The organism is Neisseria sp. HMSC075C10, assembly GCF_001815615.1.
GTDB classification, from domain to species: Bacteria; Pseudomonadota; Gammaproteobacteria; order Burkholderiales; family Neisseriaceae; genus Neisseria; species Neisseria subflava_A.
The window spans coordinates 1-11,205 of record NZ_KV821268.1 but is presented as its reverse complement, the minus strand read 5'-3'; the positions used below and the strand labels follow the sequence as shown (position 1 = coordinate 11,205).

The 11,205-nt window shown below is 47.9% G+C and carries 11 protein-coding genes and 2 tRNA genes; 8 read left to right on the top strand and 5 right to left on the bottom strand.

Annotated features, from left to right (window positions below; all coding sequences use genetic code 11):
- Nucleotides 1-136 precede the first annotated feature (136 nt).
- Nucleotides 137-622, top strand: a complete 486-nt coding sequence (locus tag HMPREF3047_RS08860) for a DUF4189 domain-containing protein (RefSeq protein WP_070713471.1) — start codon at nt 137-139, stop codon at nt 620-622.
- 72 nt (nt 623-694) lie between these two features.
- Here the strand turns inward: HMPREF3047_RS08860 and HMPREF3047_RS08855 are convergent, their stop codons facing one another.
- The 4 genes from HMPREF3047_RS08855 to HMPREF3047_RS08840 form a co-directional block, all read right to left on the bottom strand.
- On the bottom strand, nt 695-1,135 hold the full coding sequence (locus HMPREF3047_RS08855) for a hypothetical protein (RefSeq protein WP_070583965.1): 441 nt from the start codon (nt 1,133-1,135) through the stop codon (nt 695-697).
- Nucleotides 1,136-1,206: 71 nt separating this feature from the next.
- A complete protein-coding gene (gene smpB, locus HMPREF3047_RS08850) occupies nt 1,207-1,653 on the bottom strand; it encodes an SsrA-binding protein SmpB (RefSeq protein WP_003679566.1) in 447 nt (148 codons plus the stop codon).
- Between the two features lie 84 nt (nt 1,654-1,737).
- Nucleotides 1,738-1,953, bottom strand: coding sequence for a branched-chain amino acid ABC transporter (locus HMPREF3047_RS08845; protein WP_070713467.1), 216 nt, complete (start codon nt 1,951-1,953; stop codon nt 1,738-1,740).
- Nucleotides 1,954-2,028: 75 nt separating this feature from the next.
- Nucleotides 2,029-2,232: a cold-shock protein gene (locus tag HMPREF3047_RS08840; protein ID WP_003682902.1), complete on the bottom strand. Its 204-nt coding sequence runs from the start codon at nt 2,230-2,232 to the stop codon at nt 2,029-2,031.
- A 257-nt stretch (nt 2,233-2,489) separates the two neighbouring features.
- Here HMPREF3047_RS08840 and clpS point away from each other — a divergent pair, with 257 nt between their 5' ends.
- A complete protein-coding gene (clpS, locus tag HMPREF3047_RS08835; RefSeq protein WP_070713465.1) occupies nt 2,490-2,801 on the top strand; it encodes an ATP-dependent Clp protease adapter ClpS in 312 nt (103 codons plus the stop codon).
- A 3-nt stretch (nt 2,802-2,804) separates the two neighbouring features.
- Nucleotides 2,805-5,084: an ATP-dependent Clp protease ATP-binding subunit ClpA gene (gene clpA, locus HMPREF3047_RS08830; protein ID WP_070713462.1), complete on the top strand. Its 2,280-nt coding sequence runs from the start codon at nt 2,805-2,807 to the stop codon at nt 5,082-5,084.
- Between the two features lie 66 nt (nt 5,085-5,150).
- Here clpA and tkt read toward each other — a convergent pair whose 3' ends face one another.
- Nucleotides 5,151-7,130, bottom strand: coding sequence for a transketolase (gene tkt / locus HMPREF3047_RS08825; RefSeq protein ID WP_070713458.1), 1,980 nt, complete (start codon nt 7,128-7,130; stop codon nt 5,151-5,153).
- 449 nt (nt 7,131-7,579) lie between these two features.
- Here tkt and ccoG point away from each other — a divergent pair, with 449 nt between their 5' ends.
- The 5 genes from ccoG (at nt 7,580) to HMPREF3047_RS08795 (ending at nt 11,143) form a co-directional block, all read left to right on the top strand.
- Nucleotides 7,580-9,064: a cytochrome c oxidase accessory protein CcoG gene (ccoG, locus tag HMPREF3047_RS08820; protein ID WP_070713456.1), complete on the top strand. Its 1,485-nt coding sequence runs from the start codon at nt 7,580-7,582 to the stop codon at nt 9,062-9,064.
- Nucleotides 9,065-9,069: 5 nt separating this feature from the next.
- The gene (locus HMPREF3047_RS08815) at nt 9,070-9,636 is read left to right on the top strand and encodes a FixH family protein (RefSeq protein WP_083315964.1); all 567 of its coding nucleotides are present in this window, start codon (nt 9,070-9,072) and stop codon (nt 9,634-9,636) included.
- A gap of 676 nt (nt 9,637-10,312) precedes the next feature.
- Nucleotides 10,313-10,873, top strand: coding sequence for a CDP-diacylglycerol--glycerol-3-phosphate 3-phosphatidyltransferase (gene pgsA / locus HMPREF3047_RS08805; protein WP_070713474.1), 561 nt, complete (start codon nt 10,313-10,315; stop codon nt 10,871-10,873).
- A 94-nt stretch (nt 10,874-10,967) separates the two neighbouring features.
- A tRNA-Gly gene (locus HMPREF3047_RS08800) sits at nt 10,968-11,043 on the top strand.
- Between the two features lie 24 nt (nt 11,044-11,067).
- Nucleotides 11,068-11,143, top strand: a tRNA-Gly gene (locus tag HMPREF3047_RS08795).
- The last annotated feature ends 62 nt before the right edge of the window (nt 11,144-11,205 follow it).

Here is an 11,205-nt window from a genome sequence, read left to right as displayed (position 1 = left end):
TTTTGGGGAATTTTGCAAAGGTCTCGGCCTATAATCTATCTGCCACACTCAAATATTCATTTTAAAAGCAAATTTATATCAAATAAGTACTTTTGCTTTATAATAACAACAAATACCCAACAAACAGGGAACGAACATGAAAAAAACTCTAATGACACTGATCCTTTGCGCATTGACTCCTGCCGCCCTGGCTGCCGATACTTACGGCTACCTGGCCATGTGGCAAAACCCTACCGACAGCAATGAAGTGCTGCAAATCAAAACCACTAAAGAAAATGCCACCCAACTGGATGCGACAGCCGAACTCGAAACATTCTGCAAAGGCCAAGATGCCTTAGCCGGCATCAGCTCAGGCCAAGCAACAGGCTGCAAAACGGTTGTCCCTCTGCACAACACCTGTATCGCTGTTGCCTACCCTAAAGCCATGGGCAAATTGACTGCTCAAAACGTAGTGGCCATTACCTCCCCACGTTTCAAAACCGTGCATCAAATTGCCTTGAACCAGTGTATCAAAAAATACGGTTCACAAGGACAATGCGCTTTAGAAACAGTCTATTGCACTTCCGAAACCTACTATCAAGGTACGGTCAAAACCCTTTGGGAAAAAATCAAATCCATTTAAGGCCGTCTGAAAACAAAACCGGCTTGCCCGATATGCTCCATATCGCGGCAAGCCGGTTTTTTATTCTGGCTTTTATTTGCTGTTTTTTTCCAACAATTTGGCCACAACACCTTCAGCCTGTTTCACCAAATCAGGATTGGTTCGGAAGTGGTTTTCATCATTTAAAGAGTAGCTGACAGTAGAAACCGCATACTTCGTGCTTCGCAACACAAATACGCCTTTACGCAAGATTTCGTCATTGCCTTTGGTTTTGTAACGCAGATTATATGGGCAAGAAGAATCATACAGTTTGCTGCGGTTGTCCGCTGTCACAATAGTGCTACCAATGCCGCGTTTTGCCAAAGCTTTAGACAAAGCACGATCCAAATCATGCGGTCTTACTTTTGCATTTTGAATGATGCAGACATGTTTGATGCTGGTCAGCTCTTCAGGTTTCAATACTCTTTGTTCCGTAGTGGAACACGCGCCCAGCAACAATACGGCTGAAGCCGCTGCTAAAATCATGGTTTTCATCTGTTTTCCTTTTTAAAATTTTCAAACAATAAATATTCAGACGGCCTTTACAAAAAGGCCGTCTGAAAAAATCAACGTACGTTTTTCATCAAACGCTGTTTCTCACGCTTCCAATCCGCTTCTTTCAGGCTTTGGCGTTTGTCATGCTGTTTCTTACCCTTAGCCAAACCGATTTCCACTTTGATTCTACCACGTGTGTAATGCAGGTTTAAGGGCACAATCGTATAACCGGCGCGTTCGGTTTTGCCGATTAACTTGTTGATTTCCGATTGTTTCAACAACAACTTACGCGGACGGACAGGGTCAGGTTTGACGTGTGTCGAGGCAGTGGGCAATGCGGTAATGTGGCAGCCCACCAAATAGAATGCGTCTTTTTTCCAGTAGATATAGCTTTCTTTTAATTGCACGCGTGCAGCGCGGATGGCTTTGACTTCCCATCCTTCCAATACTATACCGGCTTCGATTTGGTCTTCGATAAAGAAATCGTGAAAGGCTTTTTTATTATTGGCAATACTCATTGTGCTGATTCTTTACAAACTTTTCAGACGGCCTATTTTATCAGGCATGCTTAAAAAATAAAACGGCAAACGGTTTTGAAACGTTTATTCGCTTAAAACATGGCGGCGGTAAAAGCGGTCTATATCGGCAATGGCTTTTTCATCTTCAGGGCGCAAATCCAGTTTCAAATCGGCAAGGCGGATCAAGATTTGGTCTTCACGCTCAGCAACGGCGCAGCTGACTTCGCCTTCGCTGCGAAAATGACGGATAAGCTCGTCTAGCTGCTTTAAAGCATTTTGATAAGATGAATTTTGATTCATAATTTTTAACCCGAACGCCCATAAAAAATGGCGGGAAACCCCGCCATGATTTTACGGCTTACGCCGCGCATTTGATTAAGCAGCTTGAATATTAGCAGCTTGTTTGCCTTTAGGGCCGGTGGTTACGTCGAAAGACACGCGTTGACCTTCTTTCAGGGTTTTGAAACCATCCATGTTGATCGCTGAGAAGTGAGCAAACAAATCTTCGCCACCTTCATCAGGAGTGATGAAACCAAAACCTTTAGCGTCGTTAAACCATTTTACGATACCGGTTGCCATTAGAAACTTCCTATACTTAAAAATTAACAAAATCAGCAAAACAAGGCATACAGCAAACTAAAACGTTCAGCGTTTCTCCCCCGTATTGTATACGCGGTCGAGTGCCAACTTCTGCTTAACCGTCTTTTTACATTTGTTAAGACAAAACGTCAAGCTATGTTTTCAAAAAAGTGGGAAAATAGAAAAAAATTGCCGAAATACAACAGAAAACGGTTTACACTCTAAAACAGGCCGTCTGAAAACTGAAACCTAAGATTATGAACCATCCGAATACCGACCACCAATCCGATACCCTGCTCAGCGATATCAACACACAGCCGCCGAAACGTTACGGCGTATTTTTATTGAACGACGATTACACCACCATGGAATTTGTCATCGAAATCCTGACCGAAGTCTTTATGCTTGCACAGGAACAGGCAGTGGCCGTCATGTTGCTGGTGCACCACGAAGGCAAAGGCCTGTGCGGCACCTACACGCGCGATATTGCGCAGACCAAGCAACATCAGGTCATGGAACGTGCCAAAGCTGAAGGGCATCCGCTCAAATGTATAGTCGAAGAGGTTTAAATCATGCTTTCACCCGAATTGGAACACATCCTGCAACTGCTCTATCGTGAAGCACGCAACGCTCGTTATGAGTTTATCAGCTTGGAACACCTGCTTTTGGTACTGATAGAAGAAGATGCGGCTGTGCCGAACGTCTTGAAACTGTGTGGTGCGGATTTGAAAGTCCTGTCCGAGCAGCTTGCGGCCAGCGTTGCTGAAAATACGCCGCAAATTCCCGATCATCTTCTGGATACGGTCGAAACCCAGCCGACATTGGGCTTCCAACGCGTCATCCAACGGGCAATGGTGCATACCCAGTCTGCCGGCAAAGCCGCAGTAGAGCCTTTGGATATTTTGGTTGCCATGATGAGCGAATCCGAAAGCCATGCGGTTTATTTCCTCAAATTGCAATCCATTACGCGCTTTGAAGTCTTGCGTTGCATTGCCCATGGCTCGCCCGATGACGAAGACGGGAATGATTCAGACGGCCTGGGACGCGAGGGCGAAGAAGCGGAACAAAAAACCGGCTTTCTTTCCGACTACACTATCAACCTCAACGCCGAAGTCAAAGCCGGCCGTATCGACCCTTTGATTGGTCGCAAACACGAAATGGAACGGCTGGTGCAAATCCTGTGTCGCCGCCGTAAAAACAATCCGCTTTTAGTCGGCGAGGCTGGCGTGGGCAAAACCGCGCTGGCGGAAGGGCTGGCGCATCAAATCGTCAACAGCGACATTCCCGACGCGCTGAAAGAAGCCGAAGTGTATGCGCTGGATATGGGTTCGCTTTTGGCGGGAACGAAATACCGCGGCGACTTTGAAGCGCGGGTCAAATCCGTCTTGAAACAGCTCGAAAAAATCCCGCACGCCATTTTATTCATCGACGAAATCCACACCATCATCGGCGCAGGTAGCACCAGCGGCGGCACGATGGACGCGTCCAACCTGCTCAAACCCGCACTGGCAAAAGGTTCGCTGCGCTGTATCGGCGCGACCACTTACGACGAATACCGCACCATTTTCGACAAAGACCACGCCTTAAGCCGCCGTTTCCAAAAAATCGATGTGGTCGAACCCACCGTCGCCGAAACCGTGCAAATCCTGCGCGGCTTGAAACCGATGTTTGAAGATTTCCACCAAGTCCGCTATACGCAAGACGCACTTGAAGCCGCCGCCGAACTTTCCTCACGCTACATCAACGAGCGTTTCCTGCCCGACAAAGCCATTGACGTAATGGACGAAGCAGGCGCGGCACAACGGATTCTGCCCAAATCCAAACAGAAAAAAGTCATCGGCAAAGCGCAAATCGAAACCGTCATCGCCAAAGTTGCACGGATTCCCGAAAAAACCGTGTCGCACGACGACAAACAAGTGTTGCAATTCCTCGGCCGCGATTTGAAAAACATGGTTTACGGTCAAGAAAATGCCATCGATGCGCTGGTTACCGCCGTCAAAATGTCGCGCTCCGGCCTCGCCCTACCCGACAAACCGATAGGCAGTTTCCTCTTCTCCGGCCCGACCGGCGTCGGTAAAACCGAAGTCGCCAAACAGCTTGCCTACTCGATGGGCGTACCGCTGCAACGCTTTGATATGTCCGAATACATGGAACGCCACACTGTATCGCGCCTCATCGGCGCGCCTCCGGGCTACGTCGGCTTTGAACAAGGCGGCCTTTTAACCGAAGCCGTCAATAAACAGCCGCATTGCGTATTGCTCTTGGACGAAATCGAAAAAGCCCACCCCGACATTTTCAACGTCCTCCTGCAAGTCATGGACGCAGGCAAGCTGACCGACAACAATGGCAAGAGTGCCGACTTCCGCAACGTCATCCTGATTATGACCACCAACGCAGGCGCAGAAAGCCTCAGCCGCCCCAGCCTCGGCTTTACCGCCAAACGCGAACGCGGCGACGAAATGCAGGCAATCAACAAACTCTTTACGCCCGAGTTCCGCAACCGCTTGGATGCGATTATCCCGTTTGCACCCTTGTCCGAACCCATTATCGTCAAAGTCGTGGACAAATTCCTGCTCCAGCTCGAACATCAGCTCCTCGACAAAAAAGTCGAAGCCGAATTCACACCGGCATTGCGCAACTATCTGGCGGAAAAAGGTTTCGATCCGCAAATGGGCGCACGCCCGATGAACCGCCTGATCCAGGAAAAAATCCGCAAACCGCTCGCCGACGAACTCCTGTTCGGCAAACTCGCCAACGGCGGCTTCGTGCGTATAGACTGGGATGCAGCGAAAGAAGAAGCCGTGTTGAAGTTTAAGAAAAGCAAGGTCAAACCTGAAGCAGAAACTGTTTAACCGACTGAAAAATCAAAGGCCGTCTGAAATTTCAGACGGCCTTTTTATCTCAATCAAAAATCTGTTTTACAAAACGGATTTAACAGTGGCAACCACATTATCTACGGTAAAGCCGAATTCTTTGAACAGCAAATCAGCAGGTGCAGACTCGCCGAAGCGGTTGATACCGACTACTGCGCCGTTCAGGCCGACGTATTTGTACCAGCCGTCGGCGTGTCCGGCTTCTACGGCTACGCGTGGCAAGCCTTCCGGCAGAACAGCAGCTTTATAGGCGGCGTCTTGGCGGTCGAATACATTGGTAGAAGGCATAGAAACAACGCGTACTGCGATACCTTGTTCTGCCAATATTTTTTGAGCTTCTAAAGCCAATTCAACTTCAGAACCGGTAGCAATTACAACAGCTTGCGCATTACCTTGAGCTTCACTGATGACGTAGCCACCGCGTTTGATGTCGTTCAGCTGTTGCTCATCACGCGCTTGGAATTTCAGGTTTTGACGGCTGAAAATCAAGCTGGACGGATGATCGGCCGCTTTAACGGCTTCAGACCACGCCACCAAAGATTCAACGGTATCGCATGGACGCCATACATCCATATTTGGAATCAGGCGCAGAGTGGCAGTTTGCTCGATAGGTTGGTGGGTCGGACCGTCTTCGCCCAAACCGATGGAATCGTGGGTGAACACAAATACAGGGCTGATTTTCATCAGCGAAGCCATGCGCAGGGCATTGCGTTCGTATTCGCTAAACATCAGGAAAGTCGCGCCGAATGGTCTCACACCGCCATGCAGGGTAAGGCCGTTCATGATTGCGCCCATACCGAACTCACGCACGCCGTAGTGAATATAGTTGCCGCCGTGTTCTCGGGTAACGGAAACGCTGTTTGACCAGTCAGTCAGGTTGGACGGGGTCAAGTCTGCAGAACCGCCCACCAATTCAGGCAGCTCTTTGGCCAAGATTTCGATGCTGTTTTGGCTGGCTTTACGGGTGGCGATGGTTTCTGCTTTGGCACACACTTCTTTCAATGCAGCTTGAACGTAAGCATCGAAGTTGTCCGGCAGTTTTTTATCCATGCGGCGCACGAATTCTGCGGCTTCGGCAGGGTATTTGGCTTGATATTGAGCGAAGAGTTCGTTCCATTCGGCCTCAAGTTTTGCGCCTTTTTCTTTTGCATCCCATGCAGCATAGATCTCTTGAGGGATTTCAAACGCAGGATAAGCCCAACCCAAATGTTTGCGCGTGGCTTCGATCTCGTCCGCACCCAAAGGCGCACCGTGGGTTTTATGGCTGCCTTCTTTGTTGGCACTGCCTTTGCCGATTAAGGTTTTGCAGCAAATCAGGGAAGGTTTGCCGGTTTCGGCTTTGGCCGCTTCAATGGCCGTCTGAATGGCATCGGTGTCATGACCATTGACATTTGGAATCACATGCCAGCCGTAGCTTTCAAAACGTTGCGGAATGTTTTCGGTAAACCAGCCGTCCACTTTACCGTCGATGGAAATATTGTTGTCATCATATAAAACAATCAGTTTGCCCAAGCCCAAAGTACCGGCAAGCGAGCAGGCTTCGTGCGATACGCCTTCCATCATACAGCCGTCGCCCATGAAGACGTAGGTGTGGTGGTCAACGATATCCAAACCATCTTTATTGAATTCGGCAGCCAAGATTTTTTCGGCCAAAGCCATGCCCACAGCGTTGGCAATACCTTGTCCCAATGGACCGGTCGTGGTTTCCACACCGTCGGTGTAGCCATATTCAGGATGGCCTGGGGTTTTACTGTGCAGTTGGCGGAAATTTTTCAGATCATCAATGGAAACGTTGTAGCCGGTCAGGTGCAACAGGCTGTAAAGAATCATGGAAGCATGACCATTGGAGAGGACAAAACGGTCGCGGTTGTAGAATTTCGGGTTGGCTGGATTATGATTGAGGAACTTCGTCCACAATACTTCCGCCATTTCCGCCATACCCATAGGCGCACCCGGGTGGCCAGAGTTGGCTTTTTGTACGGCATCGACTGAGAGGAAACGGATTGCGTTTGCCAGTTGAGACATGGTTTGACCTTCCTTGGACAAGATTGGAAATATGAAAAAAGTGTGCCGATTATCGCCTGAATCAGCCGTGCTTTCAAGAATAGCCTTTGATATTTGCATTGTCAGACGGCATGATTTCCAATAGGCCGTCTGAAGCAGATAGGATAGATGATATTAACTGTTATTTCGTTTTGAAACAGCATGTTGTAAATTTTTTATCGGACAAATAGGAAATCACTATAAGCATAAACCTGCACTTATTCTGTAAGTCTTTGAATACTGCTCTTTTCAGACGGCCTTGTATGAGACAGGAGTACCACAACTATTGTTAAGGCCAAACCCTGCTTTTGCTTTGCATAGAGCCAAATGTTATGATTTTATATGCACTCCAAAGGCCGTCTGAAAATATTCGCATCAAACTACTACCATGACAAAAGGCTTGTGTGCACTTCGATTAAGGAACACTGATTATGTCACCCGAAAACCAAGCGGAAAACACCACACCCTCAACAGAAAAAACGGCAAAAACCACTCCGCCCAAACCTTCCAAACCCAAATCCAGCGTAATTCAAATTCATCCCGAAGGCGAACGCATCCATCCCAAAAAAGCAGAAGGACGCTTTGCCAAACTGCGTATCGCCGCCGTATTGGCGACCCAGTTTGTATTTTACGTAATTCCATGGTTTAACTGGAGTAACCGTCAGGCAGTTTTATTCAATATCCCTGACCGTCATTTTTTCATTTTCGGCCTGTCACTGGGCATGGGCGATTTGATTTACCTTGCCTTGCTGCTGATGATTTGTGCTTTCGGACTGTTTTGGTGGACAACCATTGCCGGTCGTTTGTGGTGCGGCTACTCTTGCCCGCAAACGGTTTACACCGAAATCATGCTTTGGATCGACAACTTGGTTGAAGGCGACCGCAACAAACGTTTAAAACTGGAAAAATCGCCTTGGAACTTTACTAAAATCCGTATTAAAGCCACCAAATACCTGCTGATTTTCCTTGTCTGTGCGTGGACAGGTATCACTTTTGCAGGCTGGTTTGTCCCTATCCGCCAGTTTGTTCCCGATTTATTCACCGGAGCAGCAGGCGGTGGCGCAATGTTTGCCGCAGCGTTTTACGGATTCATGACCTTCTTTTTTGCCCACATCATGCGCGAAAAAGTGTGTCTGCATATGTGCCCGTATGCACGCTTCCAAAGTGCGATGTTTGACAAAGACACACTGATTATTTCCTACGATACCGAACGCGGCGAACCTCGCGGTGCACGCAAAAAAACCGCCAACAAAGAAGACAGCGGCTTAGGCGACTGCATCAACTGCACCATGTGCGTACAAGTCTGCCCCGTCGGCATCGACATCCGCGACGGTCTGCAATACCAATGTATCGGTTGTGCAGCCTGTGTCGATGCTTGTGACGAAATCATGGACAAAATGGGTTATCCGCGCGGCCTGATCCGTTACACCACAGAAGGCGCAATGGAGCATGAATACCCTGAAAGCGATATCAAAAAACGTCTGAAACGCCCTCGCGTTGCAGGTTATGGTGCAGTATTGTTTGTGGTTATTATTGCTTTCTTAACTGGTATTGCCACCCGAAAAATGGTCGAAGTGGATATTCTGAAAGACCGCGGCGTGATGGTGCGTGAAAACAGCCAAGGCTGGTTGGAAAATGCCTACAACCTGCGCATCATTAATAAGAGTGAACATGAACAGACCGTTACTGCAACAGTCAAAGGTTTTGATGATATCGCCTTGACCGGCTTGCCAGAAAACGGTATTAAAATTGCACCACGCGAAACCGTGACCATTCCGGTTCAAGTGTCCACCCTCCCTGAGTACGCCGAAAAAGGCAGTCAGCCGATTGAATTTACCTTCACATATCGTGAAACCGATGACGCTGATGCCGAACCGACTGTCCTGAATGAAAAAGCAACCTTTATTGGAGAATAACAACGGTGTCCCAACCCAATTCCACTAAGCCTTGGTATAAACACATTTGGCCTTGGGTGCTGATGGCAGGTCCCATCTTTGTCGTTATCGCCAGCGTTTCCATGTTCTTCGTCGCAAAAGAACATACGACAGACTTGGTTTCCGACGATTACTATAAAGACGGCAAACACATCGAAATCCAGCTTCACCGCGATGAAGAAGCCGTTAAACGGCAGATTCAGGTGCAGGTTTTAATCAGTCCGGAAATGAATGCCGCCAAAGTATTCGTCAGCGGACAATTCGATCCCAAACAGCCATTAAACCTGTTGCTGATGCACCCGACACGCAAAGCTGACGACCAAACCGTCAAGCTGCGCGCCGTAACAGCCGAACCGCAAAACGGCCGCATGGAATACGAAGCCGTCTTTAAGCCTTTACGCCCAACCAATCATTGGTACTTGCGCGTTGAAGATGCCTCAGGCGTATGGCGTGTTGAAAACAAATGGATAGTCAGCCAAGGCAATGCAGTCAACCTGACCCCCATGGACAAATTGTTCGACAACGGAAAACAAGCCGCTTCAACAGAACAATAAATCCCGACCCAGGCCGTCTGAAACCTTTCAGACGGCCTGAAATCTTCATACCCTCTTATATTCCCTTCCAAATATGATTTTTTCCGATTGGCGCAGACTGACCGAAAATGAAGTCCGTATGGCAAAACAAGTTTTTGCGGACAGCATAAACTTCCACCACATCAAAATATATCGCGGCATTCCACTTATACCCAACGCCAATACCGCCATTGCGCCCAATGGAAACATATACTTTCCTCGTAAACACAGCCCTGATGATTTCACTCAAGCCGGCATCGCCTACAAAATCTGGCTGATTCATGAGCTGACACATGTCTGGCAACACCAGCGCGGTCACAAAGTTTGGCTTTCCGGTCTATTCATCATGCTCAAAGGCGGATATAGGAAACGCAAAGCTTACGCCTACCCTATCCCCTTACCCCACATCAACCAATTAAATATCGAACAGCAGGCAGACCTTATTGCTCACTATTTCGCAGCTACTTTTCTACCCAAAAACATTTACACCCCGCAACAGCCTATTTTTCAGACGGCCTTAGCAGATTTTCTTCACAACCCACACGACAAAAATCTATGCCCAAGATACTTGTCGGCAAAAAAACAACACTTCAAAAAGCAGAGTGAACAAATAAGCTATAATGAACAACCCGACACATCATCCAAAAGATCCCAAACCATGCCTTGGAACATACCTATTTTACTTACCTGGATGCGCGTCCTATTAATCCCCGTGTTCACCATCCTATTCTATTTACCGAACACATGGATTCAACCACAAACCGTCAACTGGACAGCCGCCATCATCTTTGCACTTGCAGCTGTTACAGACTGGTTTGACGGCTTTTTGGCACGCCGCTGGAAACAAACCTCCGACTTTGGCGCATTCCTCGATCCCGTTGCCGACAAACTCATGGTTGCCGTTGCCCTACTCCTGCTCGTCAGCCTTGGCAGAACATACGCCATCTTCGCCATGATTATTATCGGCCGAGAAATCACTATTTCCGCCCTGCGCGAATGGATGGCACAGATGGGCAAACGTGGCAGCGTTGCAGTGGCCACTATCGGCAAATTCAAAACCACTGCCCAAATGATCGCCATCTTTCTTTTGCTTATCGGTACGGACAAATATAGCGACCCTTTCTATCTCATTGGTAACATATTGATGTTTATAGCATCTGTATTGACCATTTGGTCCATGTGCTACTACCTGAAAATGGCGTGGAAAGAATTCAAATAAAATTTTTAAAAAAATAAAAATAAAACACTTGACGCACACGATTAAATCCATAATAATTGCGTCTTCTTCGATATACGAAGCAACAAATATCAGAGCGGGAATAGCTCAGTTGGTAGAGCGCAACCTTGCCAAGGTTGAGGTCGCGAGTTCGAGACTCGTTTCCCGCTCCAGTTTAATTTCAGATGCACTCAAATGCGGGAATAGCTCAGTTGGTAGAGCGCAACCTTGCCAAGGTTGAGGTCGCGAGTTCGAGACTCGTTTCCCGCTCCATACTGATTACTTGTTGATTGTTCTTTTTCAATATGCGGGAATAGCTCAGTTGGTAGAGCGCA

Bases quoted from the DNA above. Each gene is read 5' to 3' on its own strand.
- HMPREF3047_RS08860 (WP_070713471.1), top strand. From the start codon at position 137: ATGAAAAAAACTCTAATGACACTGATCCTTTGCGCATTGACTCCTGCC.
- HMPREF3047_RS08855 (WP_070583965.1), bottom strand. From the start codon at position 1,135: ATGAAAACCATGATTTTAGCAGCGGCTTCAGCCGTATTGTTGCTGGGC.
- smpB (WP_003679566.1), bottom strand. From the start codon at position 1,653: ATGAGTATTGCCAATAATAAAAAAGCCTTTCACGATTTCTTTATCGAA.
- HMPREF3047_RS08845 (WP_070713467.1), bottom strand. From the start codon at position 1,953: ATGAATCAAAATTCATCTTATCAAAATGCTTTAAAGCAGCTAGACGAG.
- HMPREF3047_RS08840 (WP_003682902.1), bottom strand. From the start codon at position 2,232: ATGGCAACCGGTATCGTAAAATGGTTTAACGACGCTAAAGGTTTTGGT.
- clpS (WP_070713465.1), top strand. From the start codon at position 2,490: ATGAACCATCCGAATACCGACCACCAATCCGATACCCTGCTCAGCGAT.
- clpA (WP_070713462.1), top strand. From the start codon at position 2,805: ATGCTTTCACCCGAATTGGAACACATCCTGCAACTGCTCTATCGTGAA.
- tkt (WP_070713458.1), bottom strand. From the start codon at position 7,130: ATGTCTCAACTGGCAAACGCAATCCGTTTCCTCTCAGTCGATGCCGTA.
- ccoG (WP_070713456.1), top strand. From the start codon at position 7,580: ATGTCACCCGAAAACCAAGCGGAAAACACCACACCCTCAACAGAAAAA.
- pgsA (WP_070713474.1), top strand. From the start codon at position 10,313: ATGCCTTGGAACATACCTATTTTACTTACCTGGATGCGCGTCCTATTA.